Here is a 27,000-nt window from a genome sequence, read left to right as displayed (position 1 = left end):
TCAGCCGGAGAACCGGCGATGGGCAAGAGCCTCGAGAGCCGAAAGCTCCGCTTTCAGGGAGGAAAAACGAATCGGATCTTCGACGATAAGCTCTTTTGTCTTTGCCACTTCCGTTTCCCAGAGGGCCCGATACTTTTTATGGGCCATTTTTCTCAAGCAGGAAATAAGTCGACGTTCATCTCCCCGTTTCGGCTGCTCAATGATCAGCCGTCGAAGGACTTCGGCCTCTTCCATCCTGTCTCTGCATCGAGCATCTTTCAGCCCTTTTATCACCTGCTCCAGCTTCTCTTCACGAAGACGGTCCAGTGTTTCACCAGGAAAAAGGGAGAAACGGTAAAGGCGGTCGCTTTTTATCGAGAATCCGGAACACAGTTCCACCTGATCCGCTGAAGTACGAAAACAGGAGATAAGCCGCTGAGGAACAAAGGCCTCGGACAATAGAGATTCGACTTCCCGGAGAAGGAGGAGCCGGTGTAAAAGATTATGACCGGCAGGGTTCCGAGATCCGCCCGATCCCCTGTCGACGACAAAGAGAAGCTCGATATTTCGATTCGACTTTGTCGGGCTTTGCCTCCCTCCCCTGTAAACGGTGTAGTCGCTGCTGTAGACCGATACCGATCCATATTGGCTCAAGAGATCGAAGAGTTCTTCAAGGGGAAAAATTCCATCACTGCTGTAACTAAAAGCCATCAGACGGCCATGTGATAGTTCCATAAGTTCCCGAAAAGCCCCTGCCACCGTGGATTTCGAACAAAAGGCCGAGCGGGTGGCCTTCCAGTCGGAACGGATTCCCGCCTTATGAATAAGATGCCCTGCTGCATCCAAATCGTTTCCGATCGGGGGTTTATCCCAGAGGGCGATGGTATTGAGCAGATGATAGTTGCTACCGTACTGATGTTGATTGTAGGGAGGGTCGATGTAGCAGAGATCAAAGGGATATTCGGATAAGAGCCTTGCTGCATCGCAGCGAAAGGCAGCCGAGCCGGAAGGCCCGGCGATAAGCGGAGGGACGGAGAGACGCAACGGCGAGGTGATCCGCTTCAAGGCATCCCGGCCATGGCCTCCGAAACCCTTATGACACGCCTTAAACACCCCCGATGTGTTGACCTTGGTAGCAGCCTCGTACAAGAGCGGGGCAATCATCAGATCCTTGGCCAGACGCAGGTTCGGCTCGGTAGGATTGCCAGGGATCAGGGTTTCGATATGCTCACGAACCCTATCGATGAAAAGGGCATTCTCTCTGGTATAGAAAAGCCGCTCGCGGCGATAATCGGCATGTTCTGTGGACGCGGGAGCATAATAGCGACTGATGTAGGACTGCAAGCTCGGGCTTTCCTGTTCTCCAATCCGCTGAAGCGTCGCATACAATGAAAAGCCGCCGAAGGGAGCAAGCAGCTCCTCGGCCACCTTAGGGGAAGGAGCCACTGAAGCGGAAACAAGAAGCCTTGAATACTCCTCAAGATCACCGGCGAGGACACGGTAGCCCCTGCTTTTTGCAAGCCGGCTCACCGCTCCGCTACCGGCAAAGGGGTCGAGAAAGTTTCTAATCGGGGTAAGCTTCTCAAGCTCTGCAAATACATCATTAAAAAAAGGAAGAAGGCGCCGTTTATTTCCGATGTAGGCAATAAGCTGATCTGTCACATAAGCCTCGTGCACACTCACTCCCCCATTATTGCTCAAAGCACAAGCAGCTGATAGGATGCCAATATGAAAAAGAGCCTATCAGCAATCACAGGTGATATCAACATAGAAGCACGAAACGGTAAAACCGACGCCCTCATCAGTGGGCTAAGTTACGACAGCAGGAATACATGCGAGGGAGACCTTTATTTTGCCCTTCCCGGCCTTCATGCGGATGGCCATGCCTTTGTCGAACAAGCAATTGCCGCGGGGGCAAGAGCGGTAGTCCATCAGGTTCCCCTTCCCCTCTATCACCCGGAGATCGCATATCTGCAGGTAACGAACAGCAGGACCTCCATGAGTCCGATAGCGGCGGCCTTCTACGATTATCCTTCGGAGGCTCTGAAGGTGATCGGGGTTACCGGTACCGACGGAAAGAGTTCGACCGTTTCCTTTCTTCATCAACTCCTGACCGGTATGGGGCTGAAATGCGGTTTCCTCTCCACGGTCCAGTTCAATACGGGGGGAGAATCGGTAAAGAACCATTTTCGGCAGTCGACTCCCGAGGCCACCGAGATCCACAAGGCCCTCAGGTCCATGGTGAAGGCAGGCTGCAGCCACGCGGTCATTGAATCCACCAGCCACGGTCTCTCTCCCAAAAACAATCGTTTGGGAGACATCCGTTACGATGCGGCGGTGATCACGAACATCAGCCATGAACATCTGGAATTTCACGGCACCATGGAACAGTATATGGACGACAAGGCCAACCTTTTCCGCATGACGGGAAAAAACCAGGGTATAGCCGTTATCAATATCGACGATACGAACCACAATCTTTTTGCCGGAGCTGCATCCGGCTGCAGGTCGATCTCCTTCTATAGCGCAGCGGGAGCAATGAAGGCCGATTACAGGGCCCGTGGTATCGAAGAAACCCCGGCATCCATTGCCTTTACCTTAGAGGCCCCGGCAGGCGAGGCACGAGTCGAGCTCAACCTGGCGGGACGGTTTAATGTAGACAACATCCTTGCGGCAAGCGCGGCCCTCTGCGAGCTGGAAGAGATTGAGCCTAAGGCATTGGAGCCGCTTTTTCCGGGACTCAAAGCGGTGAAAGGACGAATGGTTCCGGTGGACGAGGGACAAACGTTTCAGGTTATCGTCGATTATGCCCATACTCCGGGAGCCTTTAGGCGATTATTTCCGGCCATTCGCCCCCTTGTCAGGGGCCGGCTCTTTGCCCTATTCTCTTCGGCCGGAGAACGAGATCTGGAAAAACGGCCCATTCTCGGCTCCATAGCCGACGAGTATTGCGATGTCATCGTCCTGGCCGACGAAGATCCGAGGGGAGAAAATCCGATGGCCCTTCTGCAGGAAGTCGCTTCGGGGTGCCGCAACAAAACGAAAGGGAAAAACCTCTTTTTGATCGAGAATAGAAAAGAGGCAATGCGCTACGCCTTTTCCATGATGAAGCAGGATGACTGCATCCTTCTTCTGGGAAAAGGACATGAAGGATCCATCATCTATGCAGACGGCCCGGTCCCCTGGGACGAGGAGGAAAGGGCGAGAGAACTCCTGCGAGAGCTTACCGGGAAAGGGGAATAGGCGGTCACATTCTCTGCAAGGCCTCTTGGACATACCACACCCAGAAACGTTTAAAGAAGACGACCAAAGGGATCGCAATGAGAATACCGACGACTCCGAGTAGCGTTCCGCTAAGCAAAATCGCAAGGATGATGGCAAACCAGTTGAGCTTCATCCTGCTTCCCTGTATCTTCGGGCTCAAAACCCATCCTTCGAACTGATTGACCGCAACGAGGACCAGCGTCACCTTTAAAAGCCCGATCAATCCGCCGTGGCTGAGACCAAGAATGAGAGAAGGGACGGCGGCCACAATGATCCCCATATATGGAATAAAATTGGTAAGAGCGGAAAGGAATCCAATAAACATCGCATAGGGGATTCCTACAAAAAGCATTCCCAGCCAGACGGCTATACCGACAAAAAGGGCGACAATCATCTGTCCCGCGATAAAATGACGGATATCACCGTAGACCTCAGAGAGGAAGGAGCGTGCACGCTCTCTGCCCGAGGCGGGTAGAAAACGCCAAAGGTTCTTCTTAAAAACCGGTAAGAGGGAGGTAAAGTAGGCCGCGGTAATGACAAAAATAATAAGCGAAGTTGAGATCCCCGGCAGGCGCTGAAAGATACCATTGACGATGCTCACCCCCAACTCGGCGGTTTTCTGCATTAAGCTGGAAACGGCCTGCCTGATGCCGTCCATAAGCTCCTGGCCAAAGGGATTCTGCCGAAAAAAATCCGGAACGGAGAAGGAGCTAAAGGAATCGCGAAGAACAGGAAAGAGCTTACGTCCTTCATCAAGGATGATGGGAATAATCCCGCTTATACCGAAAATGAGAATCGAAAAGATAATAAGGGAAGAAAGAGTGATGGCGAGACGGTAGGGAAAAATCTTGATCTTGTAAAGTATTCGGGCCGGTACTTCGATAATCAGGGAAAGGTACCATCCGAGGGTAAGAGCACCGGTAATGGTCGGACTTAAGATATAGGCAAGACAAAAGAGAAGGAAATAGGCTAAGATTGCCAAACCAGCAGGATCGAAAGCTGTTTTCAGTTTGGCCCTTCTTTTTTTTACACGAACTAAGTAACGATCGGTTGGTTCAGCCACACAGCCCCCTTGCTTTTTTTGACGATTCATCCTACCTAATAGTCATACACAAAGAAAAGGAATGTCAATGCCATGGAAAAGATCAAAGTTGCGCTGCTGTTCGGTGGAAAATCGGGAGAACACGAGGTTTCCCTGGTATCGGCGGCATCGGTTTTCAAGCATATAGATACAGAACGATTCGATGTCCTTCTCATTGCCGTAGACAAGGATGGGGCGTGGTTTTTCCAACCGCAGCCCCTGTATGACGATAAAGAGGGCGGTTTCGCGGTAGAGCGAAAAGAAAAGAACAGGGTATATGCTGTTCCCGCTGGAGGCCTTCGTACAATGGATAAACCGCTGGATATCGAGCTTGTATTTCCGGTCCTGCACGGAACATTCGGAGAAGACGGAACCGTACAGGGGCTTCTGGAACTCTGCGATCTTCCTTATGCGGGAGCGGGCGTGCTTGGAAGCAGCCTTTGTATGGATAAAGCCGCCGTCAAACGCATATGGATTCAGGCAGGCTTACCGGTGGTGCCTTTTGAAGAATTGAGGGAGGCCAGCTGGAAGCGCTCAAAAGGTGCGGCAGCGTCCGTTCGCAGGGCCCTCGATCGATTCTCCTTTCCGCTTTTTGTAAAACCCTCAAGAGCAGGTTCTTCGGTCGGGGTTTCCCGCTGCGAAACGGAAGAGGCGCTGTATGAGGCAATAGAAAAGGCCTTCTCCTTCGACGACAAGCTTTTGATAGAACCCGCGGTAAAGGCTAAAGAGATTGAGTGTTCGGTTATCGGCAATCAGGAACTTACTACATTTGCTCCGGGAGAGATCATCCCGTCTCACGATTTTTACGACTATGATGCCAAGTATCGTGATCCGGATGGGGCAAATTTACTCATCCCATCCTCCCTCAACGAGGAGCAGCAAAAAATGGTGAGACAGATCAGTGCACGGGCCTATCGGGTCGCGGAGGCTGAGGGCTTTGCACGGGTAGACTGCTTTTATGAAGAGACAACGGGAAAAGTGCTTCTCAACGAGATCAATACCATACCGGGTTTTACGAAAATCAGCATGTTCCCCAAGATGTGTGAAAACGGGGGTGTGGCCTATGGGGAGCTGTTAACAAGGCTACTGCATCTCGCTGCCGATCGTCACAAGATACGAGCGGCAAAATCCTACCAGTGGTCGTAAGCAACAATCTGAGACAGGGGCTTCCGCTCTCCGAGGGGGGGGCGGTGGCGGCTCTTTCCCAGAAGCAAAAGAAGGGGCACCCGCATGGAATAAGGGACCGAAAGGATTTCCTTAACAATGGTCTCATTGTAGGTCCCTAAAGCGTGGCTTCCCACATTCTCGGCCTCGGCCTGAACCATCATAAACGACGCGGCAATGGCGATATCCATGGGATAGGAATCGTGGCCGTTGGGCATTCTGTAGTCTACATTGGTGGAACAAAGTGCAATAATAACCGGAGCCTCGCCGACATGATCCTGCTGGTAGGCGGCATCGTAGAGCTTTTCCCGAACGGCTTGGGAACGTATGACAATAAAACGCCACGGTTGCCGGTTTTTTGCTGATGGAGCCCGTCTGCCGGCTTCAAGGATTCTATCTATGGTCTCCTGATCCAGTACCTCATCAATAAAACCCCTTGTTGTCCGTCTTTCTGCGATTTCCCGCAACACCTGCATATCTTCCATCCTATCCGCTTGACCTCAAGGCATCAACCCCGTATGGTTAGAAAAAATGAAAAGCAAGCAGCTTCTTTTGCCCTTTCTTTTTTTTCTCATCTCTTTCCCGGTGCAATCTTATCACATGTCAATCTTTCCGCGCTATGAAAATAGCGAAGGAGAAAAAAGAGCCGTCGCCTCCCTGCTGGAGATACTCCGTAGCTACGGGACGGATCCCAAGTTGCTTACGCAGGAAGAGGGGCCTGTTGTTTCCCAAAGCGTTTCGATTTCGGTACATATCCAAGGAAGTGAGCCGCGACTGGGAACCGTTATTTTTCTTGTCCCCCTCAATCATCCCTATCGAGCAACGCAGGAACAAGATTATTCCGCAGGTATAGAGGCGGGACTGGAGATAGTGAAAGAGGCGGCATCGAAGCCCGGGGCAAAAAGTGTCGAGGTACTTTTTCTCGGAGGAGAGTTTCCTCCTCCTGATCCCCTTTCCGACCGGCTTTTCCTGCGATCGACCGAAGAGACAGAACCTGGCCCCGACGGGAAGGGATTCCTTCCTGCGGGTTCTCTGACCTTTCTCGAAACCTTCTATCCCAAAGAGCCGGTCATGTTCGTCTACCTCTCCTTTCCCACGCCTCCGGCAACGCTGGCCGTTATACCGGCAGGATCGGGGAAGCCTTCCCCCTCATGGCTGTATGCCAAGATCAGGAAAGCCCTGAATGATTCGGCTTCCCCCTGGTATTTTGCCGATGCACAGACGAGACTCAACCGCCTCGACTTACAGGACGGGCCCTCCCCCATCGATCCATATCTTCAGGCGGGTTACCCCGCCATCGAAATTCGGGGAAAGGGAACAGGGCATTGGGAAGAAGGGAACGTGGCCCTCTTTCTCCGCTCGCTTACAGGGAAGGAGCCGATTCCTTCATACCAGGATAATCACTACCTCATACTCGGAAATCGTCATAAAAGCCTCATTATTTCGGAACGAAACTACCTGCTCTTTCTCCTTGTTGTTTTTGCCGGCATTCTTACCTATCCCTTCATAGCGGTAGGCCGCTTCAAAAAGTATCTAAAGACCCTTTTGCGACATGTGTGGTCCATTCCTCTCTTGGTCACCGCCCTGTTTGTGTTTTTGCTTTTCTCAACGCTTCTTCTTGGAGTCGCAGGAATAGTTCGCGACAATGATCAGCTCTGGAGGGTCCATCCATCGGCCTTTCTCTGGTTTAAAATTTCAATTGCAAGTCTTTTGTTCTTTCTCAATCACCGTCTTTTCGGACGCTTGCCCTTTAGTCGAAGAGGAAGCTTTTATTCGGCATCGGCCCTTTTCTTTCTTCTGGCCGATATTATAATCATCTCATTCTTCGATATAGGCCTTACCTCTTTTATCATCTCGACCTTTGTCTGCGTTTTTTTCTTTACCATCGTCCGTCACAGAATGCTCAAACTCTGCTTTCTGCTGCTGTCGTTATTTCCCATGGTCCTGGGGCTCTACGGTATCTTTACGCTTCCAGCCTACAGGGCCGTACAGTTTCTTCTTCTCTCACCGTTTTTGGGAAATCTCATTATGGCGGTCCATCTTTTACCCTATCTGTTGATGACTATCAGGATACGTTACCTTTTTCATCATCCTTCACCCAAAATCACGAAAGCGATAACAATCGGCCTGGAACTTGTTGCAATGAGTTCCGCCGTTATCTCCGGAATATACATTCTTAAGGCCTCGCCTCTTCCCAAGAATAGTAAGCTGCCCTTGAATATCGAACAGGAACTCTTGCCGAACGAGAAACAAGCCGATCTCATCTTTACCAGCCCTATTCCAATACCCGCTTTTCAGATCGACGGCCATACCATCGAAGGGACCGAAGACGTTATTACACAATCGGTCGAAACCTTTCCCCTTACCGTCGAGATCGAATCGGAGCCTTTCTTATCGAGAAAAAGCTATTCAATCGATATGAAGGGAGAGGGGCCGGCGGCTACATTGACAGCCGTTATTCGAAGCGAAGAGCCATTTACGGTTCTCGACGCGTCCAGGCAGTGGTCAATGGCGGCCGACAGAAAATCGGTTCGTTTCCTTATAGAAAATTTTCCTTCTCTCCCTTTTACTCTTGATGTTACCCTTCCCAGGAATTTTGCGGGAACACTGGAGTTGGAACTCTATTATCCGGAAGCAAGACTCCCGCTTCCCGATTTTGATAGAAATGGCTTCGATGTTCACGCTTCGACGATACTTCGACAGTCGGTGCCACTCAAATGAGCAGGCGGTGTGAACCGATCTTTTTTCATGTTGATATGGATGCTTTCTACGCCTCGGTGGAACAGGCGGATAAGCCGGAGCTAAAGGGAAAGCCAGTAATCATTGGAGCCGCTCCGGGTGGACGAGGGGTCGTTTCCGCCTGCTCGTACGAAGCCCGCCGTTTCGGTGTCCACTCCGCAATGCCTATCTCGGAAGCCTACCGCCGTTGTCCCAAGGCCCATTATTTACCGGTACGGATGAAACGTTATCAGGAGGTAAGCCGTACCATCATGGCCCTGTTTTCCCGATTCACACCGGAGATTCAACAAATCTCTGTTGATGAGGCTTTTCTCAATCTTACAGGCACCGAACGGCTTTTTGGGCCGCCCGAGGCAGTGGCGCGCAGCATCAAGGAGCTGGTACGGGAAACTACGGATCTCACGATATCGATTGGTATTGCCCAGAACCGCTTCCTTGCGAAACTTGCCTCGGAAGCTGGGAAACCCGACGGCCTGGTACGGATTCTCCCCGGTGATGAAGAAGCATTTATCGATACCCTCACACTGAGAGCCTTGTGGGGATTGGGGAAAAAAACCCTGGAAAGGCTTAACGATCTGAATATCCGTTCCGTCAAAGAGCTTAGAAGCCTTTCGGAACAGAATCTGAAAAGGCTTTTGGGGGATGGAACAGGAGCCTTTCTCTATCGTGCGTGTCGTGGAATTGATCCGGGAATCTTTACCGACGAACCGAAAAGTCGATCGATCAGCAACGAAACGACCTTCCCGCACGACACCCACGACCACGAGCTTATCCACACGGTGTTGCTGGATCTTTCCCATCAGGTTTTCTTTCGCCTTCTCTCCGAGAAGGGAAAGGCATACACAGCCTTTATCAAGGTGCGTTTTTCCGATTTTAAAACAACAACCGCACAAAAGACCCTTAAACGATCACTCTCCTCCGCCGAAGAGCTCTTTGAATTGTCACAGCAACTTTTACAGTGGCGATGGGACGGAACATCGGATATCCGATTGATAGGTATCGGCGTTTCCGGTCTAAGCGAGCATGGTGCAAGTCAATCCGACCTCTTTGAAGATCCCTGGGAACGAAAAAAACAGGTGGAAGAGGCGGTATTGAATATCCGCAAGAAGGGAAACAAGATTATTAAGGCGCGTTTTCTTCGACCTGGTAAAGTTCAAGACGATGATCGAGAAAATCACTAAAGGCAAGCAGGGATCCGTCGGGTGAAAGGTCCAGTCCCGTGGGCTGATTTCCTCCCCACACCATGTCGAGAACCCTGCCCGATCGTGCATCAAGACGGACAAGAGATCCGAACTCATCTCCAGCATAAAGATAGCCTCGTGGCCCGTTTTTCCCCCTGACAGAGGCGTACAAACAGCGTTCCTGCGAATCTAAGGCAATGGTGTTTACATTCGACCCGATTCTCCGCCGCCAAAGGAGCCGCTCCGTCCTTGTATCGATGCTTCCGACACTGCCGTAATACATATCGGAAAAATAGAGGCGCCGCCCGGCGGTATCGATAACAAGATGGCGCATGGCGCCCGGTCCTGTTTCTATACTGTGCCCCTCCCCGGTGCAAAGATCGACGACCTCAATATTGCCATCGCTGAAATTTGCAATATAGAGCTTTTCTCCGTCAGGGGAAATCGCCATGCCGCGGGGAATGCCATCCACAGAAAAGGTGCGGAGGACCCTACGGGTGGCAACATCTATTTCGGCAACGCTTCGGCCGGTCCAGTGAGAGACATAGACCTTACTATGCGAAGGATCGGTAATCAGGACCTTCGGCCAACGGCCTCCGGCGGAAATCGATTGCTTGAAACGATAGGCCCCGGTTTCAAAGATGTGAATCTTTCCGGTCGTCATCTGTGAGACCCAAAGTTCACGCCGTTCGGGTAGCTCCACCATCTCTACAAAACCGAGTCGATCGGCATCGTTTAGGGCCGGAGACGAGGAGGCAACGGCTTCGAAGCTGGAGCTGTCGAAAACCTCTATTCCCGAACCATCCAAAAGGGCCGTGGCAATTCTCCTTCCCCCCTCCACAAAAAGCACACTTTTCGGCTGACTCCCCGTCTGAATAAAGCCTATAAAGCCAAGCGAAGAAGAACGAGGTTCCAATTTGACCTGGAGATCCATTCGGGGACGCAATCTGCTAAGAGGGCCGGAAAGCGAGGGATGGCGGAGCAGGCGATCACGATATCCCGGTGCGGAGAGTTTCAACACCTCGGGGAAGCGTGCTGTGAAGCGATACAGCCTTACCGCCTCAGGCGTCTCGATCGTAATAGGATAGACAGGTACATTGTCGGCGAGAAGAAGAGCATCTTTTGGAGCCAGTTTCAAGGCAAGGTCCCAATCTTGACCCGATAAGGAAAAAAAGGAAAGCTCAAGCAGCAGAACAACAAGGCAGTAACGCTTCATCGGCGCCATTGTATCATGGTGGAGAATTGTGGTATACAGAATTTATGGACCGTTCACGACACATCATGGTGGTAGTCGGGCTTCTCATCTTTGCCGTAATCATGATCATCATCGACACGCTGGTCCCAATCGACATAAGCTCGGATGCCCCTGCCGGGATACGAAAGGCGGCGGTGGAACAGGGGATCCTGCTGATCGGTACTCCCTATCGTTTCGGAGCAAAGGGCCCTGCCGCCTTCGACTGTTCCGGCCTTATCGTCTATCTTTACAGCAAGGCCGTGGAGGCATCGGAATTTGACATTCCCTTCGGGGATGCAAATGCACAGGAACTTGCCCACCAGTACTCCAGCCCCATTTCAGATCCGATGCCTGGAGATCTCGCCTTCTTTCAGTCGGAAACGGGGGAAATCACCCATGTCGCGCTTATTATTGCGGTAAGTGAACAAGAGTTTCTGCTCCTCGAAGCAAGCGGCTACACGAATTCCGTGGAAAAACGCAACGTGGAAAAAAACAGAAGCGACCTTTTCAGCGTGGCACGGCTGCGACTTGTGAGACACTATTAACATAGAAAAACCGATAGCGATCTAGAAGGTAACCAGACGGTCAGAATCTATTTCCCGAACATAAATTTTGCGATAACGACCGGAGTGACTCGGCAGTTCTTTTTTGTCGGGAGGAGCTTTTCGGGAAAAGAAAAAACAGAGATCCTCCATGTCGTGGATATCTTCCATAAGCGAATAACGAAAAAAGCAGGAATTGACCTCGACAATTGCCTTTTGAATGGGGGCATCATCCAGGAGTGTGGGGTCGATGTCCCGTCGCAGATGTTCCCGAATACCGCCATACCATGCCATCTGGAAAAAAAGCTGTTTCAGGGCCCCTCCCGGCTCCCGGTAATAGAGTTCATAGACCCCTGCCATGGAAGGAGCCGAACCTAAAATTGTATAGCGTTCGGCTTTGGTGAGATGAGACCAGGCAATGGAAAAATAGACATCATCATCCTTTTCCTGCTTCTTTACACGAAACCGCTTTATATCTTCCATAGCTTATAGTACCAACCGAAAAAGAAGAGGGCAATCGATTTCCTGGACGAAAGAAGCCCCGCTCGTTACAATGAGCGACATGGATTTGCATATTGTCCTGGTGGAACCGGAGATTCCACAAAATACAGGAAACATCGCCCGCACCTGTGGTGCTCTCGGGGCCGATCTTCACCTCGTTCATCCCCTTGGATTTTCCACATCGGACCGCTATCTCAAAAGAGCGGGACTCGATTACTGGCATCTTTTAAAGGTGCATCATCACGACAGCCTTCAAGCCTTTCTCAACGACTATGGAAACGAAAACCTTTACCTTGTTTCGAAAAAGGCCCCCTTGCGCTACGATCACATCAGCTATCCCGATCGCCTCTTTCTTCTCTTCGGCAAAGAAACGGCAGGGCTTCCCGAAGAAATGCTAAAGATGCATCGGGACACAACCGTCAGGATCCCTATGGTCGCCGAGGCCCGGTCACTGAACCTCTCAAACGCCGTCGCCATCATGGCCTATGAAGCCTATCGGCAACACGACTTCCCCGGCCTCATGGAAAAAGGAGGATTGGATTAACCTCTTTTCACTGATAAATCGGCATGGTACTCTCTTTAGCTAAAAGGAGAGAAAGATGCATACCATAGGAATTATCGGTACAGGGGTGATGGGGACGGCCATTGCAACAGGTGTTCATGCCGCTCATCCCTCAACCGGAATTGTTCTCTTTGATATCAACCGCAAGACCGGTCAGGCGCTGGCAGAAGAGATAGGCGGAACCTTTGCCCAAAGTCCGAAGGATGTAATTCAGACAGTCAAACAAGAATCGGGAACCATGGTCCTTGCCGTAAAGCCACAGCACCTTGAAGGCCTTGCACGGGAAATCGGCAAGGATTGCGAAGGACTCCGGCTCATCTCGATTGCGGCGGGTCGATCGATTCAGACGATAGAACATCTTTTTCCGGGAAGCTCGGTGATCCGCTTCATGCCTAATATCGCGGCAAAAATAGGCAAAAGTATCGTCGCCGTTGCCGCTCTCGAGGGAACCGATCCCGATTTTCTCGAAGAGGCTCAAACCGTTGCCGGATCTTTGGGAGATGCCGTATTGCTTGACGAATCGCTTATCTCGGCATTTACCGGGCTCTCCGGTTCGGGTATCGCCTATGTGTTTTCCTTTATTCATGCCCTGGCGCTGGGAGGGACAGAAAATGGCATTCCCTACCCCAAGGCCCTTACCATTGCCGTAGAAACACTCCTTGGGGCGGCAGAACTGGTAAAAGAGACCGGGGCGAACCCTGCCGAACTGATAACCCGGGTAACAAGCGCAGGAGGAACCACCATAAAGGGTATTGCAGCCTTGGAGAAAGGGGCTTTTACCTCTCTTATCATGGATGCGGTACGTTGTGCTACGGAAAAAGCAGAGACCATGGAAAAAGGAAAGGCATGATATGCTTGAAATGAAATTCGTAAAAGAACATCTTGCAGAGGTTCAGCAAAACATCATCAACCGGCATATGAAGGTTGATGCCGCCGAAGCCGTCAGGCTCTACGACAAACGCAATGAATTGCTGCGTTCCGTCGAGGAAAAACGAAGGGCCAGGAACGAGAACGCCCGGGCGATGAAGGGAAAACTATCCCAGGAGGAGCGGACAAAGCTCATTGAAGACGGTAAGGGACTCAAAGGCTCCATCGCCGAGCTTGAAAAAGCCCTCGAAGAGACCGAAACAGCCTTGCAGCGTTACACCTCGGCTATTCCGAATATGGCCCACCCCGATGCTCCCGTCGGTAAAGAGGACAAAGACAACCTGGAGATCAAACGCTGGGGAACGGTTCCTCACTTTGATTTTCCGTCAAAGGACCATGTGGAACTGGGCTCCGCCCTTGATATCGTCGACTTTGAAACGGCCAGTCGGGTGACAGGCCAGAAATTCTACTACCTGCGGAACGAAGGGGTTTTTCTCGAACTTGCCCTTGTCCGCTATGCCCTGGATATCCTTACCGGGCATGGCTTCACCCCGACGATCACCCCGGATCTGGCACGGGAAGAGATCGTCGAGGGGATAGGTTTCAACCCCCGGGGTGAAGAGAGCAACATCTACACCCTGGAGGGTACCGGCACCTGTCTCGTCGGTACCGCAGAGATTACCCTGGGGGGCTATCATGCCGGGGAGCTGATTGACGGGCAGAGGCTTCCCATTAAACTGGCAGGTCTCTCGCACTGTTTCAGAAGAGAGGCCGGGGCCGCGGGACAGTTTTCGAAGGGACTCTATCGGGTGCACCAGTTCACAAAGGTTGAAATGTTTGTCTACTGCACCCCGGAAGAGAGCGAAGCAATGCATCATTCGCTGCTTGCCATAGAAGAAGAAATTTTTCAGGGTTTGGAAGTCCCCTACCGCATCGTCGATACCTGTACCGGCGACCTCGGAGCCCCAGCCTATAGAAAGTTCGATATCGAAGCGTGGATGCCCGGCCGGGGAGATGACGGTGAATGGGGAGAGGTGACAAGCACCAGCAACTGTACCGACTATCAGAGCCGGCGTCTCGGTGTCAGAATGAAAACCGAAAGCGGTAATCGCTACCTCCATATGCTCAACGGTACGGCGATAGCCGTAAGTAGAGCAATCATCGCCATCCTGGAGAACTTTCAACAGAAAGACGGATCGATACGTATCCCGGAAAAACTGGTTCCTTACACCGGTTTTTCGGAAATCAAGGCTCGCGAAACATAAATCAACAAAAATTCTTGATAAAAAGAGGCTGCTTCACATAAAAGAAGCAGCCTCTTTTTGCGTCAGCAGGTAGGCTTAACCGCACATTTTTCTGAGGATTCCAAGATAGTGAGACTGGAAACCCGCCAGGGAGTACTGGGGATCTTTTGTAAGCGCGGCCCTTGTTTTTTCTTCAAGCTCCGCTTCGCAGCTTTTGCAGATCGCCTTATCGGTAACATAGATAAAATTTTTCCCCGGCATGGCATTTGGTACAGCCTTTTTGCAGACATCACATACGATAGAAATCATATTCTCCACTCCTTGTCTGAGGTTTCGCGGACATCTTTTGTAAATAGTACTGAACCTATGCGCCTCTGTCGAGTAGAAAAAAAAAAGAAAAGAGCGTTATAATAGAAGCCATCATTACTAATTCAAGGACTAAAAAGATGAAATACTCAGCACTTCTTACCGACCTGTATGAGTTAACCATGATGCAGGGATATTATCTGCTTGGAAACAATCCACAGGTCTCTTTCGACATGTTTTTTCGCCGCAATCCCTTTTCCGGCGGCTATTCTATTTTTGCAGGTCTTGGAGATCTGATCGAGACCCTCAGCCGTTTCTCCTTCGACCAAGAGGCGATCGATTATCTCGATTCCCTGGGGATCTTTAAGAAGGATTTTCTTGATTATTTATCAACATTTCGTTTCAGCGGGGATCTTTATGCGATGAATGAAGGGACGGTTATCTTTCCCGGAGAACCAATAGTAAGGGTCGAAGCGAATCTCATAGAAGCACAACTTATTGAAAGCATTCTTCTCAATATCCTCAACTTCCAGACCCTAATCGCAACAAAAACGGCAAGAATCTATAATGCATCCAGGGAAGGGCTTATCCTGGAGTTCGGACTCAGACGTGCCCAAGGCTGGGACGGGGCCGTTTCGGCGAGCAGGGCCGCGTTCATCGGCGGAGCAGCGGCCACAAGCAATACCCTGGCAGGAAAGCTTTTCAATATCCCCGTAAAAGGGACCATGGCCCACTCCTGGGTGATGGCATTCCCCAATGAGCTTGAATCCTTCCGCAGCTTTGCAGAAACCTATCCGGACAACGCAATACTCCTCATCGATACCTATGACGCTCTAGGAAGCGGCATCGAAAACGCCGTCATAGTGGGAAAAGAGATGAAGAAAAAAGGTAAATCAATCGGAGTCAGGCTTGATAGCGGAGACCTCTCCTATTTAAGTCAGAAGGTGCGAAAACGACTCGACAAAGAGGGCCTTGAAGATTGTACCATCACCGTCTCAAACGATCTGACAGAGGAAATCATCCATCAGCTTATGTCCGATGGTGCGCCGATCGATTCATGGGGTGTCGGCACCCATCTGGTTACAGGAGGCTCGGAAGCAAGCCTTGCCGGCGTGTATAAACTTGGTGCGAAAGAGGTCGGCGGCAAGATGGTACCGACAATAAAGCTATCAAATAACGCCGAAAAAACCACGAACCCTGGTATTAAGCAGGTCTGGCGATTTTTTGATGCGGAGAATATGGCGATTGCCGATCTTATAGCCCTTGACGAAGAGCAGATTGCCCCGGGGAGAGCCTATCGGTTCTACCATCCAATGTATGAAAACGCCCATTTCATTCTGGATTCCTACGATACTATCAAGCCGCTACTCAAAAAACAGATCGAAAAGGGCAAGGTTATTGCGCCCAAGGAAACACTGCCGGAAATACAGCAAAGGGTAAAAGATGGGCTTTCTCAATTCGATAGAACCTATAAGCGTATCATTAATCCCCATATCTATAAGGTATCGCTGACATCTGCCTTGAAAAAGCTCAAACTACATATGATAGAAGAGAGTGAAGAGTGGTCGCCGGAAAACGGAAAATAAAGACGAACGCCGCCCCCTGGATCGTTGCGGAGATTGGTTCGGCCCACCATGGTGATATGGTAAAAGCGGACGAGCTTATCGCCGCGGCGGCAGAATCGGGAGCCGACTGTGCAAAGTTTCAGCTCATTATTGCCGATGAGATTCTTCATCCCGACAGCGGATCCATCACCCTTCCCGGGGGGGCAACACCGATCTTTCAGCGGTTCAAAGCACTTGAGCGCCCCCCCGAGTTCTATAGGGAGCTATCAGAACGCTGTACCAAATACGGGGTTGAGTTCCTCTGTTCTCCCTTTGGTGTGCAAAGCGCCGCAATTCTACGGGAGATCGGGGTACGGACGGTAAAGATTGCATCTCCGGAACTCAACCATGTTCCGCTTCTGAGAGCACTTGCCGGTATCCCAAGGATACTTTCCACGGGGGTCTCAACCCTTTCGGATATCGAAGCCGCCCTCGACATCTGCGGGACCGAAGAGACGGTGCTCTTGCACTGTGTTACAAGCTATCCGGCCGATCCCGCCGAGTATAATCTTGCGATCATTCCTCACCTATCCTCCCTCTTCGGCGTTCCCGTGGGAGTTTCCGACCATTCCACAGATCCCATCCTTATCCCCGTCATCGCCACAACCCTCGGAGCAGTGGTCATAGAGAAACACTTCACCCTGGATAAGAAGGGAAAGGGCCTCGACGATCCGATAGCCCTTAATCCTGCGGAGTTTCGAACCATGGTATTACAGGTCAGGAAATCACAGAGCATGGAACCACAGGAGGTACTGCAAACCCTTTCCGATCGATACGGCACCGAAAGGGTCAAAGCGGTAATGGGAAACGGAAAAAAAGTGCTGAGCAGGTCGGAAAAGAGGTATTATGCCACGACGAACCGTTCGATCATGGCGATTAAAACTATTGAAGAGAAGGAAGCTTTTACGACGGAAAATATTGCGCTTCTTCGCAGCGAAACCAATATGAGGCCCGGACTTCCGGGACAATTCTGGGACCTTGTTTTGGGAAGAACAGCCGTATGCCCGATAAGAAACGGAGAAGGAATCAACTGGCGCCACTTCAGCGGGCAAGGAGCCCCAGATCGAGCATCATTGATACCAACTTCTCCTTCGTAATCGGCTTTTGGATATAGCCTTCACACTGACTCCGAAAGGCGGTCATGACATTCACGGCATCACCTAAAGCGGTAGTCATAATCACCTTTGCACCGTCCAGTCCCAAAATGCCGCGTTCCTCTTCTATCCTTCGGACCTCCCGCAACACGGTCTGACCGTCCAGTTTCGGAAGCATGATATCAAGGCAGATGAGATCATAGGGAGTTTTATCCTCAAGGCTGATTCTGAAGGCTTGGAGGGCTTCCTCTCCATCAACCACCGAATCATAGTCGCCGAACTCTTTCAGCAGGTTTTCCATCAACTTTCTACTTGCAAAATCATCTTCGACAATCAAAATTTTCATGATCACTCTCCAGTTTCATGAGCATATACCGAAACGACAAGAAGTGTTCCCTCGGCGCTAAAATAGTAATCGGAATACCTTTCACAGTGGTTCACTTCCGACCGTTCGAAAAGCACTTCGGGAAATGAAAGATTTATCTTCGTTTCTTCGCCGAAAAGAATCTGAAGAAAATTACCGGCAAGAACATTCAGCAGCTCAAGAAGGCAGTCGTCGATCTGGGCAGTAGTTAAATCTTCCCATGAAGCGGCATGAACATTCTCAACGATTTGCCGTTTCAACTCCAGAGGAAGCATTAATATCATTCCACCGGATATCGGAGCGACAAAGGTAATGTGTAGAAGCTGGCCGTCTTCAAGCTCACCGCTATCGGAAGCCGGCTGAACATCGAGAAAACTCATATCGGCAAACGTCAGAGCAATAGCATTAATAAGGGCTTTCTCAATACGATCTGAAGTACAGAGTGTTTCCATGCCTACTCCCCTTCCAAAACTTCGGCAATCTTGGCAGGTGAGAGTGGTTTTCGTATGATGGCAAGGACTTGATCTTCCCCCAACTCTTTTTCCATCTGCTCATTGCCCATACTCGATAGCACGATAACGGGAATTGAAGCAGTGCGTTCTCCCATGTTCAACTTCCGAACAAAGGTCTTTCCATCCATTTTCGGCATACGCAGATCGGTGACAATCAAATCAACGAGCCGGTCGTTCAAAAACGTCATTGCGTTCAGTCCGTCCTCTGCCTCGTGAAAAATAATATCCTGAAACCCCGCCATCATAAAACAACGCTTTGTTATCATTCTAGAAGTAGCGGAATCGTCTACAATAAGAATGCTTTTCAACTGCATCTTTTCACACTCCCCTCGGTACGAAAACTATAAACTCCATACTGACTTCGCATTAGAAATAGTCACCTCTCCCGTCTTAACTTCGATCCGAACAGTCCGGCTGATCGTACCGCCTACATCCTCGCGAAGCACGCCGAGCCCAACTTTCCAGAGAAAACGTTTAATGGCTATCATATTTCTCCGGCCGATATCAAACTGTCGATTTTCATCCATAATGCTGGCACCACCTGCCAATTTTATCCTGAGCTTTCGCCTGTTTGCGCCCTGCCTTTCCAAGGCTTGAAGAAAAATCGGCAAGCCGCTATCTGCAAAATATCCCGGCCGCTTTTTGGCTTTATCGAGATTAACCTTTGCTTCGGGTAGAGCTATGTGGATCAAACCGGCAACATGTCGTTCCTGATCATAGGCGATAACAGCCACACAAGAACCAAGGGCATAGGTTTTAATCTCATCTTCGAGACGAGCACTAACCCCAAATTCTCCGATGCCCACATCCAACCTCATCTATCGAGCTCCTTCAAAATGGAGACCAAGGTCTTCGGAATCTCTTCAAGAGAAACCAGTTTTTCAGCTCCACCGTTTTCCCACGCCTCTTTCGGCATACCGAACACCACGCTGCTTTTTTCATCTTGTGCAATGGTACGAGCCCCGTTATTCTTCATCCGCAGCAGACCATCCGCCCCATCCCTTCCCATTCCGGTCAGAAGCGCACCCACTGCATTGGGTCCTACATGTTCGGCAACGGAATCAAACAAAACATCAACAGAGGGGCAATGCCCGTTTACCTTGTCGCCCTCCTTAATCCTAACAATATAGCGGCCGCCGGACCGGACTATCTCCATATGATAGCCGCCGGGAGCGACAAGAACCCTGCCTCGAAGTACTCTATCGCCATTTTCAGCCTCCTTTACCTCAACATCCGTAATCTCGTTAAGCTTATCGGCAAACATCTTTGTGAATTTCGGAGGCATATGTTGAACGATCACCGTTCCAGGCATATCGGAAGGAAAAGCCTCAACAATCTGACGAAGCGCTACGGTTCCGCCGGTAGAGGCCCCGATAGCGACAACCTTATCTGTCGAACCACTTAAAACCCCGCTTACCTGTTTTCGGAGCCGTTTAGCATGGAAACGGCCCTTAAATCGACTTACATCGACAACCGAGGCAGCCTTGATCTTTTCGATAAGTTCACCCAGCATATCCTCCAGATTATTTCCAAAACTGGAAGAGGGTTTTAAAACAAAATCGACAGCTCCGTTTTCCAGAGCATCCAAGGTCACCCGGGCGCCGGGAGCGGTCATGGCCGATACCATAACAACCGGAATCGGATATTGCGGCATCAGGCGCTTGAGGAACTCCACACCGTCCATCCTCGGCATTTCCACATCGAGGGTAACGACATGAGGCTTTAAGAGCACAATTTTGTCCCGAGCGACATACACATCGGGAGCAACACCGACCACCTCGATGGAAGGATCCTGAGAAAGGCCCTTCGACAAGATCGATCGGACAAGAGCCGAATCATCGACAATCAGGACACGAATCTTGTGCTGTACCATCACACCGCTCCTTTCCGGTACGTAGCCGGCCGGATATACCGAAACGAAGGGTGACTTCGCCCCAAAGTTTCCGAATGCCCGATAAAAAGAAAACCATCCGGCTCCAAAAAACGCTGAAATTTCGTTATCAGCCTGTCCTTTGTGGGAGGGTCAAAGTAAATCATCACATTGCGGCAAAAAATAACGTGAAAAGCGTTTCGAAACGGGAAATGCTCGTTATTGAAGTTGAATCGTTTAAAAAGAACTAATCTTCTCAAAACTTCCTTAACCTGATAACGATCCCCTCCCAGCTTTGTGAAGTATTTTTGCAAAAAAAGCTTTGGAACATCTTTCAGCCGCTCAAAGGGGTACGATCCCAAAAGTGCCGCGTTCAAGGCGGTAGAAGAAACGTCGGTAGCAAGAATAGGAGCACCCGCAGAAAAATAATCGGAACCATAGGTTTCGGCAAGCAACATGGCAAGGGTATAAGCCTCCTCCCCCGAAGCACATCCTGCACTCCATATCCGAAGATCCCGATTTCCCTTCTTTGCCATAATCTCGTTTAGCCAGGGAACAACGGTTTCACAAAAAAAATCAAAATGGTCGTTTTCACGAAAAAAATAGGTATGGTTCGTCGATATTCTGTCAATAAGTTCGCTGATATTCTTTCCGCTGGTATCCGACTCGAGAGCATGAAAATACTCCTCAAAAGATGAGAAGCCGAGCCTTCTGATTACCTTGTTCAGCCTTCCCCGAACCAGCATCTTTTTCTTATCGGTGAGATGTATTCCTACCGTACGATAAATGAGATCCGCAAGAGTCCGAAACTCTTTTTCACTTATCTCTATCAGCCCATCCACAATCCGCTCCGGCTATTGAAGTGTAGTGCCGAGTAATGCCCCGGTATCAACAATAAGACTTACCTTTCCATCACTCATTATGCTACATCCGGAAACGGCCCGCAAATTTCCAAGATAGGAAGGGAGAGCTTTGATAACCATTTGGCGATATCCCACGATTTCATCCGCAAGCAGGGCCGCCGTATGATTGCCGGAGCGGACCACAATAACAATTCCCTCTTCAGCTTCCTCTTTGCCCTCTGTTACGGCAAAGAACTCTTTCATTTTTATCAGAGGGAGTACCTGCCCGCGTAAGGTAATAATCTGACGACGCTCTTCCGTTTCGGTCAATTCAGAACCGACCGCCTTATGAAACTGAATGACATCGGTGATGGGGATGGCATAGAGCTGCCGCCCGACGGTAAAATTAATTGCATCGATAATCGCCAGCGTAAGAGGAATTTTTAGGGTAAAGGTAGTACCTTTCCCTTCCTGGCTCTCGATATCGATTTTGCCTCGAAGTTTCTCCAGATTCTTCTTGACAACATCCATGCCGACACCCCGGCCGGATATCTCCGATACCTGTTCGGCAGTGGAGAACCCAGGTTCGAAAATCAACTGGAACACTTCCTTGTCGGAAAGCACCTGATCCTCTTGTACAAGGCCTCGTTCCACTGCCCGCTCGAGAATCCGCTTTTTATTAAGCCCGCCGCCGTCATCGGCAATGGTGACCCATATCTCGTTTCCCTCATAGCGGGCCCGCAGTTCGATGGTCCCATCTTCGGCCTTTCCGGCCTTCTTCCGACTCTCGGGGTCCTCAACCCCGTGATCAATGGCATTTCGAATAATATGAACCAAAGGATCTGAGATCTCTTCCATTACATTGCGGTCCATCTCGGTCTCTTCGCCGCTGACTACCAAAGAAATCTCTTTATTAAACTTCTTTGAAAGATCCCGAACCAGTCGCCGCATTTTATTGAACAAACCATCCATCGGGATCATCCTGATCGTCATGGTAATTTCCTGCAGCTCACGGCTTATCTTTGAAAGATAGGCTGCAGATCGATCAAAATTAGGATGATCAAACTCCTCCAGATCGGGACTATTAAGCACCATGGCCTCGGCGGTAATCAGCTCCCCCATCAAATCAAAGAGGGTATCAAGACGTTCGGTATCAACCCGAATGTCCTTCCGCTTGAGGCGGTAGTTGGCAAACTGATCATTCTTTCCTGCAGGCTTTCCCTGGCTTTCCAGCGCCTTCTCAACCGCCTGTGGTTCTGCCTTTCCCTGCTTTACAAGAATTTCACCCAGTCGCATCTGCTGAAGTTCAAGCGCTTCATCTACCGACTCTCGGGAGGCAACCCCCATCTCGACTAAAAGATCCCCCAGCGGTTGATAGTCTCCGGCGTTTTTACTGTTCATTGCCTTTTCGGCAATGATATGATGCTCAGTATCTACGCCGGGCTTCAAATCGCCACTCTGGATCTGCTTCAGGCTGGTTCGAAGATTGTCGATCCCCTCAAGGAGCAGGTTAACAACCTTCGAATCGACCTTTCGATCCCCCTTACGCAAGGCGTCAAGAACCCCCTCGATGGCCATACACATGCCCTCAACGGTGCCGAACCAGAAAAAACCGGCATTCCCTTTGATAGTGTGAATGACGCGAAAGGCTTCTTCGATATTGGCCTTCGTCTCGTTACCCCGTTCCAGCGAAAGAGCGGCATTTTCCGCTGTATCGAGTAAATCGGAAGATTCTTCTACAAATTTCTGCACCATCTCCGGAGTAATCAGTCCGTCGGCATAGGGATCATATACAGGAGCCTTGTGCTCTACTATCTTCTGCTCTTTTTCAGGAGGGGGAGCCGTCGTCTGAGAGGCGGTAGCACCGGAATGGCTATTCGTTTTCAAAATTGCATCAAGTTTATCGATGATATCGTCAATATCGGCACCACTTTCGTAAACGGTCCCGCCCTTGTCGGAATGGAAACCGGCAGCCTGGATCTCAAGGCTTCCAATAAGGCCATTAAGACGGTCGCTGCCTTGGAGTAATATATCGATACAATCAGAATCAACGGTAATTGTCCCGACACGAAGCTCGTCCAGAAGATTTTCCAGGCGGTGACTTAGTTGCTTTATCTTTTTCAAACCGATAAAGCCGGAAACCCCCTTGATGGTATGCATCGATCGAAAGATGGCATGAACGAGATCTTCGCTCCATTCCCTCTCAAGGGTAAGGATATCTTCCTCGATGGTATCCAGATGCTCCCTGGCTTCCTGGAGAAAGGAAAAAAGGATGTCAGGGTCGTCGATAACAATTCCGTCTTCTCCCGAAACGGCTTCTTCAGCCTCGCCTACCGGAGGCGCCTCCTCCAGCTCCCTGACACGGGAAAGATAGGAAGCAATAAGCGTCTCCCCTTTGCCTTCCTGCCCCAAGAGAATACGATTCATTACCTCGGCAATCTCATGGAACAACGATGCAGAGGGCCCCTCATGTTCACGTTCCTCAATCTCCAAAGTCTGAGCGGCCTCTTTTGCCTCCAAGGCCGTTACCAAATCACCTTCAGAGAAGCCTTCTAGCTGTTTAATAAGATCATCTAAACGACGCATAGTAAATCAACCGGTCAACATGGAAACCAACTTCACAAGTGAAGTTGCCTCAAAAGGTTTGACGATCCAACCACGAACGCCCAACTCTTTTCCCCGTTGTTTTTTATCACTTCCGCTTTCCGTTGTAAGAAACACCACGGGAACGGTAGCTCCGCTATCTCTTTTTTTCAAACTTTCAGCAAACTGGAATCCGTCCATAACAGGCATATTAACATCAACAAGGAAAAAATCGATATGTCGACCATCAGATATATCAAGAGCCTCTTTTCCGTTCGCGGCATCCACAACCTCGTAGCCTTCGGGCTCAAGGGCTTTGTGTACCAACTTTCGAATAGTCGGAGAATCATCAACGCAGAGTACCGTTTTCTTTTCCATGCCAGCCATCCTTCCCTCAAGAAAAGAGAGTAATATCCCCTTCCTCTTCCTTTTTTTCACTATCCTGAAACGATTCGTCAAGATGCAGCCCAAAGGCGTTCCACTCGGCTCTTGTGGTAAAGCGTTTTGAAAGACGATCTTCCAGCGCTTTTTGCATCGAGGAACCGGCATCTTCGATCCCGACGGGAGCATCATGGCGAAGCTCCTGAAAGAATTCAATCATGTGCTCGAGAATCTGCCGTACACTATCCTGGCTCTGCAGACTGGCTGAAATCCGATCCAAACCCTCCTGTACCGAGCTACTTGTCGAAGTTGTTGCTTCAACACCTTTCCTCAAGCGTTCGATATGGGGAGAAAGAATATCAGCCCTGCGTTCTTGTTCCCGCTGCCCTCGCTCAAGGCGGGCAATAGCCCCTTCTATCCGTTCACGCTGCTGTTCGAAGGATTCTTTAACCTTTTCATCGGCAAGCTCCAAGGTTGATCCGATCGATTGGGCAACGTCCCGAGAAGCATCCGCCAGTTTGTGGACTTCTCCTGCAATAACGGCAAACCCTTTACCGACCCCTCCGGCCCGGGCCGCTTCGATTGATGCATTTATCGCGAGGATTCCCGTTTGTTCGGCCAATTCCGATATGGTCGCTATATATCCTCCTACCGATTCCACTGCGGAAGAGACGACATCCATATCGGATTGCTGTCGGTCCTGTATTTCATGAAAACGTTCGACAACAAGTTTTGTTTCCGATACGCTGTTTCTCAGCGTTCGAATTTCTTCCATCAAACTGGATTCACCAGAGGTGAGGCTTTCCAATTGCTCTCGAATCTGTTTTCCGAGAAGGTTGCTTTTTTCAGCCAGCGCATATACCTGTTCGGTAAGCTCGAGGGTTGATGCCTCGGTCATTTCAACGATGACATCGGCAAGGCGTTTTTCCATGGGAACGGCAGAGACAAATTCCGAAAGGGCGGCCTTATACGCACGTAATTGCTCCTCAAGATCAAGCAGTCGCCTTTCAAGCTCTTCAGTCCCGTGCTCCTCAGCAAGGAGCTCTTCAACGGTCTCGACCGTAATGGCAGACCCTGTTTCTCCCTCCGTCTCATCACTTGGCAAAGATTTGGCATCCGCCTTTTTTCGTTCTCCGACAAACACCAGAAGCACTGCAAGAGCAGAACCGAGCACCGGGAGGTAGGGGGCCCAGAAGCTATCCACAAAAAGCGGCACAAGAGTAAGGACAACTATCCCGAGGAGGAGTCGCATACAAGCGCCGAATCTATGATTTTTACATGCACCGTTGCCTGACATCGTATACTTATTATTGACTACTAAGGTTGCAATTGCAAGCAAGTGGAAGGCTTTTTCTATTCAAGGGAAATGATGGAAAAGAATGACTCAAACCCCAGGAGGTTCATAACTGAGCTAACCTTTTCGGTGGGATTTGCAAGGAGAAGCACCACACCTGACGCCCGTGCCATTGTCAAAATCGACATCATGATGCCGATCCCGGCAGAAGATGCATAGGTAAGTCTGTGCAGATCAATAACCAATTCTTCACGTCCTTCTTCAAGGCATACATCGATAAGTTTCTTTGCCGCCCCTAGGAAAAGGGTGGAATTCTCTCCGTCAAGTGCCCCTGAAATGTGAGCGATAACCGCCTGTGGTCGAATCTCGCTTACAGAAGATTCAAGGACCGCTCGGTTTTGAGAAGAGGTAAACTCATGATCAATTGTTTCAAGGTTTTTTTTGTTCTCCTGCATGTGTGTCGCTTCCTTCATGTTCGGGTCTAATGTAATATCCTTTACGCTCCTCTATCAGGTCGCGAAACCGATCTATGCGCTCAAGGATTTCCGCAGTTATCACAGTCTTGCCGGGAAGAAAAAGAACACCGTCTTTAAGAAAGATGTCACTCATCAACTCCATTCCCGGCTTCAGATCTTTCAGGGGGACACTGGAACTGTTTGTTTCACCGCTCTCCCTAAGCAATTGGTGAAAACGTGTGACAACCAAGGGGTCGTATAGTTGTTCACTATGTTGGAGTAAGAAGGCAAGAGCGTCCTGCACACTCTTCCCGTCCCTGTGTATCATCCAATCATATTCGGCCAAAACCTTGAGAATTCTTGAAGCCAAAGGGATAGCCTCACCTGCAAGGCCGTCGGGCTGCCCCGATCCGTCGAAATGTTCGCGATGGTGCCGAATGATCGTCCCGATATCCTTCATCCCCATGCCTTGTGAAATCAGGTTCTCCCCGATCTCGGCATAATGTTCCTGAGCCACCGGCTCGTCTCCGGTATCCTGCCGTCCCACCTTGCCGATCTCATGAAAATAGGCAGCCATCATCAAATTGCGGGCATCCTCCCCCTGAAGCTGCATCAAAGGGATCATCTGCTCACACAAAAGAGCCACACGACGGGCATGGTTGCCAATATCCCGCTGAAACAGGTGGATCATGCTGCTCAGAAGATTTGCAGACTTTCGAAAGCCACCGACAGCCCGGTCCCTGGAGTCTTTTAGGAGTTCAAGTGTTTTCTGGAGTTCGGAAGTCCGCCGTTGGACCAAGGCCTCAAGTTTGTTGTTCATTTGTTCAAGTTCATGATTCTTTCTCTTTAGTTCTTCTTCCAGGCGGTTATGGTCACGCAAAAGCTTCCCGTGTTCAAGAGCCCTGCGCACAATAACAAGCAGCTCCTCATCGTCCCAGGGTTTCTGGATAAATCGGTATACCTCTCCCCTATTTATTGCCGAAGTGAGCACCTCCGGATCTGAATAGCCGGTAATAATAATCCTGACCGTAAATGGATAACGTTCCTTTACAAAAGCAAGAAAAGCATGACCGGAGACCTTAGGCATACGTTCGTCACAGATAATGAGATCGACAGGTTGTTTTTTTAAAATCTCTTCGGCCTCGTAGGGATCGGTCGTGGTTATACATTCCACCATGGAGAGGTTGCGAAAAAGGCGTTTCAGAGCCTTAAGAATATTTTCTTCATCATCTATCGCAATAATGGTAAAGCGTTCTTCCATAATGACCTCTCTCAAGTCTACACGAGAGCAGCAAGAAAGAAAAGTGAAAAAAAATCCCACCGAACCACGGTGGGAT

General features: G+C 50.1%; 27 protein-coding genes. 10 read left to right on the top strand and 17 right to left on the bottom strand.

The annotated features are described in order from the left end of the window. On the bottom strand, positions 1–1,641 hold the full coding sequence (locus tag F459_RS0108480; RefSeq protein ID WP_245540125.1) for a DNA adenine methylase: 1,641 nt from the start codon (positions 1,639–1,641) through the stop codon (positions 1–3). A gap of 66 nt (positions 1,642–1,707) precedes the next feature. On the opposite strand from F459_RS0108480, the gene F459_RS0108475 reads away from it, so the two are divergent. Continuing rightward, positions 1,708–3,222 carry a UDP-N-acetylmuramoyl-L-alanyl-D-glutamate--2,6-diaminopimelate ligase gene (locus tag F459_RS0108475; protein WP_020612304.1) on the top strand — a complete coding sequence of 505 codons (1,515 nt, stop codon included), beginning with the start codon at positions 1,708–1,710 and terminating at the stop codon, positions 3,220–3,222. A 4-nt stretch (positions 3,223–3,226) separates the two neighbouring features. On the opposite strand, the gene F459_RS0108470 is transcribed toward F459_RS0108475, so the two are convergent. Continuing rightward, on the bottom strand, positions 3,227–4,306 hold the full coding sequence (locus F459_RS0108470) for an AI-2E family transporter (protein ID WP_020612303.1): 1,080 nt from the start codon (positions 4,304–4,306) through the stop codon (positions 3,227–3,229). Between the two features lie 72 nt (positions 4,307–4,378). Between F459_RS0108470 and F459_RS0108465 the strand changes: the two genes are divergently transcribed. Continuing rightward, on the top strand, positions 4,379–5,470 hold the full coding sequence (locus F459_RS0108465) for a D-alanine--D-alanine ligase family protein (protein ID WP_020612302.1): 1,092 nt from the start codon (positions 4,379–4,381) through the stop codon (positions 5,468–5,470). Here the strand turns inward: F459_RS0108465 and F459_RS0108460 are convergent. Further along, on the bottom strand, positions 5,455–5,964 hold the full coding sequence (locus tag F459_RS0108460) for a nitroreductase family protein (protein WP_026294959.1): 510 nt from the start codon (positions 5,962–5,964) through the stop codon (positions 5,455–5,457). The genes F459_RS0108465 and F459_RS0108460 overlap by 16 nt on opposite strands. A gap of 124 nt (positions 5,965–6,088) precedes the next feature. On the opposite strand from F459_RS0108460, the gene F459_RS0108455 reads away from it, so the two are divergent. Next, entirely contained in the window at positions 6,089–8,209 is a 2,121-nt protein-coding gene (locus tag F459_RS0108455; protein ID WP_245540124.1) for a hypothetical protein, read from the top strand. Next, positions 8,206–9,408, top strand: coding sequence for a DNA polymerase IV (gene dinB / locus F459_RS0108450; RefSeq protein ID WP_020612299.1), 1,203 nt, complete (start codon positions 8,206–8,208; stop codon positions 9,406–9,408). Before F459_RS0108455 ends, dinB begins: the two co-directional genes overlap by 4 nt. Here the strand turns inward: dinB and F459_RS0108445 are convergent. Continuing rightward, on the bottom strand, positions 9,350–10,624 hold the full coding sequence (locus F459_RS0108445; RefSeq protein WP_020612298.1) for a hypothetical protein: 1,275 nt from the start codon (positions 10,622–10,624) through the stop codon (positions 9,350–9,352). The two genes, dinB and F459_RS0108445, sit on opposite strands and share 59 nt — an antisense overlap. 44 nt (positions 10,625–10,668) lie before the next feature. On the opposite strand from F459_RS0108445, the gene F459_RS0108440 reads away from it, so the two are divergent. After that, positions 10,669–11,187, top strand: coding sequence for a C40 family peptidase (locus F459_RS0108440; RefSeq protein ID WP_020612297.1), 519 nt, complete (start codon positions 10,669–10,671; stop codon positions 11,185–11,187). 21 nt (positions 11,188–11,208) lie between these two features. Here F459_RS0108440 and F459_RS0108435 read toward each other — a convergent pair whose 3' ends face one another. Further along, positions 11,209–11,667, bottom strand: coding sequence for a hypothetical protein (locus tag F459_RS0108435; protein ID WP_020612296.1), 459 nt, complete (start codon positions 11,665–11,667; stop codon positions 11,209–11,211). Between the two features lie 79 nt (positions 11,668–11,746). Between F459_RS0108435 and F459_RS0108430 the strand changes: the two genes are divergently transcribed. Genes F459_RS0108430 through serS form a run of 3 tightly spaced genes read left to right on the top strand, consistent with a single transcriptional unit; the run spans position 11,747 to position 14,379 of the window. After that, positions 11,747–12,229 (top strand): tRNA (cytidine(34)-2'-O)-methyltransferase, encoded by a 483-nt coding sequence (locus F459_RS0108430; RefSeq protein WP_020612295.1) that lies wholly within the window; start codon positions 11,747–11,749, stop codon positions 12,227–12,229. A 55-nt stretch (positions 12,230–12,284) separates the two neighbouring features. After that, the gene (proC, locus tag F459_RS0108425; protein ID WP_020612294.1) at positions 12,285–13,097 is read left to right on the top strand and encodes a pyrroline-5-carboxylate reductase; all 813 of its coding nucleotides are present in this window, start codon (positions 12,285–12,287) and stop codon (positions 13,095–13,097) included. Between the two features lies 1 nt (position 13,098). After that, positions 13,099–14,379: a serine--tRNA ligase gene (gene serS / locus F459_RS0108420; protein ID WP_020612293.1), complete on the top strand. Its 1,281-nt coding sequence runs from the start codon at positions 13,099–13,101 to the stop codon at positions 14,377–14,379. Positions 14,380–14,454: 75 nt separating this feature from the next. Here the strand turns inward: serS and F459_RS0108415 are convergent, their stop codons facing one another. Continuing rightward, the gene (locus tag F459_RS0108415; protein WP_020612292.1) at positions 14,455–14,667 is read right to left on the bottom strand and encodes a hypothetical protein; all 213 of its coding nucleotides are present in this window, start codon (positions 14,665–14,667) and stop codon (positions 14,455–14,457) included. A 137-nt stretch (positions 14,668–14,804) separates the two neighbouring features. Between F459_RS0108415 and F459_RS0108410 the strand changes: the two genes are divergently transcribed. Together F459_RS0108410 and F459_RS0108405 are read left to right on the top strand one after the other, a co-directional pair. Then, complete coding sequence (locus F459_RS0108410; RefSeq protein WP_020612291.1) at positions 14,805–16,250, top strand: nicotinate phosphoribosyltransferase; 1,446 nt, start codon at positions 14,805–14,807, stop codon at positions 16,248–16,250. After that, the gene (locus F459_RS0108405) at positions 16,226–17,365 is read left to right on the top strand and encodes an N-acetylneuraminate synthase family protein (protein WP_020612290.1); all 1,140 of its coding nucleotides are present in this window, start codon (positions 16,226–16,228) and stop codon (positions 17,363–17,365) included. The genes F459_RS0108410 and F459_RS0108405 overlap by 25 nt, the downstream gene beginning before the upstream one ends. Here the strand turns inward: F459_RS0108405 and F459_RS0108400 are convergent. The 11 genes from F459_RS0108400 to F459_RS0108350 all read right to left on the bottom strand — a co-directional run bounded on the left by F459_RS0108400 (position 17,310) and on the right by F459_RS0108350 (position 26,924). Further along, on the bottom strand, positions 17,310–17,708 hold the full coding sequence (locus F459_RS0108400) for a response regulator (RefSeq protein WP_020612289.1): 399 nt from the start codon (positions 17,706–17,708) through the stop codon (positions 17,310–17,312). The two genes, F459_RS0108405 and F459_RS0108400, sit on opposite strands and share 56 nt — an antisense overlap. A 2-nt stretch (positions 17,709–17,710) precedes the next feature. Then, a complete protein-coding gene (locus F459_RS0108395; RefSeq protein ID WP_020612288.1) occupies positions 17,711–18,178 on the bottom strand; it encodes a chemotaxis protein CheX in 468 nt (155 codons plus the stop codon). A 2-nt stretch (positions 18,179–18,180) separates the two neighbouring features. Further along, positions 18,181–18,552, bottom strand: coding sequence for a response regulator (locus F459_RS0108390; protein ID WP_020612287.1), 372 nt, complete (start codon positions 18,550–18,552; stop codon positions 18,181–18,183). Between the two features lie 27 nt (positions 18,553–18,579). After that, positions 18,580–19,056, bottom strand: a complete 477-nt coding sequence (locus F459_RS0108385) for a chemotaxis protein CheD (protein WP_020612286.1) — start codon at positions 19,054–19,056, stop codon at positions 18,580–18,582. After that, positions 19,053–20,111, bottom strand: a complete 1,059-nt coding sequence (locus F459_RS0108380) for a protein-glutamate methylesterase/protein-glutamine glutaminase (RefSeq protein WP_020612285.1) — start codon at positions 20,109–20,111, stop codon at positions 19,053–19,055. Before F459_RS0108380 ends, F459_RS0108385 begins: the two co-directional genes overlap by 4 nt. Then, positions 20,111–20,950: a CheR family methyltransferase gene (locus F459_RS0108375; RefSeq protein WP_020612284.1), complete on the bottom strand. Its 840-nt coding sequence runs from the start codon at positions 20,948–20,950 to the stop codon at positions 20,111–20,113. Before F459_RS0108375 ends, F459_RS0108380 begins: the two co-directional genes overlap by 1 nt. Positions 20,951–20,962: 12 nt before the next feature. Next, entirely contained in the window at positions 20,963–23,536 is a 2,574-nt protein-coding gene (locus tag F459_RS0108370) for a chemotaxis protein CheA (RefSeq protein WP_020612283.1), read from the bottom strand. 6 nt (positions 23,537–23,542) lie between these two features. Beyond that, entirely contained in the window at positions 23,543–23,911 is a 369-nt protein-coding gene (locus F459_RS0108365) for a response regulator (protein WP_020612282.1), read from the bottom strand. A 16-nt stretch (positions 23,912–23,927) separates the two neighbouring features. Continuing rightward, complete coding sequence (locus F459_RS0108360) at positions 23,928–25,166, bottom strand: methyl-accepting chemotaxis protein (protein ID WP_020612281.1); 1,239 nt, start codon at positions 25,164–25,166, stop codon at positions 23,928–23,930. Positions 25,167–25,267: 101 nt separating this feature from the next. Then, positions 25,268–25,663 carry an STAS domain-containing protein gene (locus F459_RS0108355; RefSeq protein ID WP_020612280.1) on the bottom strand — a complete coding sequence of 132 codons (396 nt, stop codon included), beginning with the start codon at positions 25,661–25,663 and terminating at the stop codon, positions 25,268–25,270. Next, on the bottom strand, positions 25,638–26,924 hold the full coding sequence (locus tag F459_RS0108350) for an HD domain-containing phosphohydrolase (RefSeq protein WP_020612279.1): 1,287 nt from the start codon (positions 26,922–26,924) through the stop codon (positions 25,638–25,640). The genes F459_RS0108355 and F459_RS0108350 overlap by 26 nt, the downstream gene beginning before the upstream one ends. Positions 26,925–27,000: the final 76 nt, after the last annotated feature.

Origin of the sequence: Sediminispirochaeta bajacaliforniensis DSM 16054 (assembly GCF_000378205.1) — a bacterium.
GTDB lineage: Bacteria > Spirochaetota > Spirochaetia > DSM-16054 > Sediminispirochaetaceae > Sediminispirochaeta > Sediminispirochaeta bajacaliforniensis.
Note: the sequence above shows the minus strand (reverse complement) of the source record. Positions and strands in the feature narration are given on the sequence as shown.

Coding starts and splice junctions, on each gene's coding strand:
- proC (WP_020612294.1), top strand. CDS start 12,285: ATGCATACCATAGGAATTATCGGTACAGGGGTGATGGGGACGGCCATT.
- F459_RS0108435 (WP_020612296.1), bottom strand. CDS start 11,667: ATGGAAGATATAAAGCGGTTTCGTGTAAAGAAGCAGGAAAAGGATGAT.
- F459_RS0108365 (WP_020612282.1), bottom strand. CDS start 23,911: ATGGAAAAGAAAACGGTACTCTGCGTTGATGATTCTCCGACTATTCGA.
- dinB (WP_020612299.1), top strand. CDS start 8,206: ATGAGCAGGCGGTGTGAACCGATCTTTTTTCATGTTGATATGGATGCT.
- F459_RS0108475 (WP_020612304.1), top strand. CDS start 1,708: ATGAAAAAGAGCCTATCAGCAATCACAGGTGATATCAACATAGAAGCA.
- F459_RS0108465 (WP_020612302.1), top strand. CDS start 4,379: ATGGAAAAGATCAAAGTTGCGCTGCTGTTCGGTGGAAAATCGGGAGAA.
- F459_RS0108390 (WP_020612287.1), bottom strand. CDS start 18,552: ATGCAGTTGAAAAGCATTCTTATTGTAGACGATTCCGCTACTTCTAGA.
- F459_RS0108455 (WP_245540124.1), top strand. CDS start 6,089: ATGTCAATCTTTCCGCGCTATGAAAATAGCGAAGGAGAAAAAAGAGCC.
- F459_RS0108445 (WP_020612298.1), bottom strand. CDS start 10,624: ATGAAGCGTTACTGCCTTGTTGTTCTGCTGCTTGAGCTTTCCTTTTTT.
- F459_RS0108395 (WP_020612288.1), bottom strand. CDS start 18,178: ATGGAAACACTCTGTACTTCAGATCGTATTGAGAAAGCCCTTATTAAT.
- F459_RS0108380 (WP_020612285.1), bottom strand. CDS start 20,111: ATGGTACAGCACAAGATTCGTGTCCTGATTGTCGATGATTCGGCTCTT.
- F459_RS0108400 (WP_020612289.1), bottom strand. CDS start 17,708: ATGAAAATTTTGATTGTCGAAGATGATTTTGCAAGTAGAAAGTTGATG.
- F459_RS0108385 (WP_020612286.1), bottom strand. CDS start 19,056: ATGAGGTTGGATGTGGGCATCGGAGAATTTGGGGTTAGTGCTCGTCTC.
- F459_RS0108430 (WP_020612295.1), top strand. CDS start 11,747: ATGGATTTGCATATTGTCCTGGTGGAACCGGAGATTCCACAAAATACA.
- F459_RS0108440 (WP_020612297.1), top strand. CDS start 10,669: ATGGACCGTTCACGACACATCATGGTGGTAGTCGGGCTTCTCATCTTT.
- F459_RS0108355 (WP_020612280.1), bottom strand. CDS start 25,663: ATGCAGGAGAACAAAAAAAACCTTGAAACAATTGATCATGAGTTTACC.
- F459_RS0108415 (WP_020612292.1), bottom strand. CDS start 14,667: ATGATTTCTATCGTATGTGATGTCTGCAAAAAGGCTGTACCAAATGCC.
- F459_RS0108410 (WP_020612291.1), top strand. CDS start 14,805: ATGAAATACTCAGCACTTCTTACCGACCTGTATGAGTTAACCATGATG.
- F459_RS0108360 (WP_020612281.1), bottom strand. CDS start 25,166: ATGCGACTCCTCCTCGGGATAGTTGTCCTTACTCTTGTGCCGCTTTTT.
- F459_RS0108350 (WP_020612279.1), bottom strand. CDS start 26,924: ATGGAAGAACGCTTTACCATTATTGCGATAGATGATGAAGAAAATATT.
- F459_RS0108370 (WP_020612283.1), bottom strand. CDS start 23,536: ATGCGTCGTTTAGATGATCTTATTAAACAGCTAGAAGGCTTCTCTGAA.
- F459_RS0108460 (WP_026294959.1), bottom strand. CDS start 5,964: ATGCAGGTGTTGCGGGAAATCGCAGAAAGACGGACAACAAGGGGTTTT.
- serS (WP_020612293.1), top strand. CDS start 13,099: ATGCTTGAAATGAAATTCGTAAAAGAACATCTTGCAGAGGTTCAGCAA.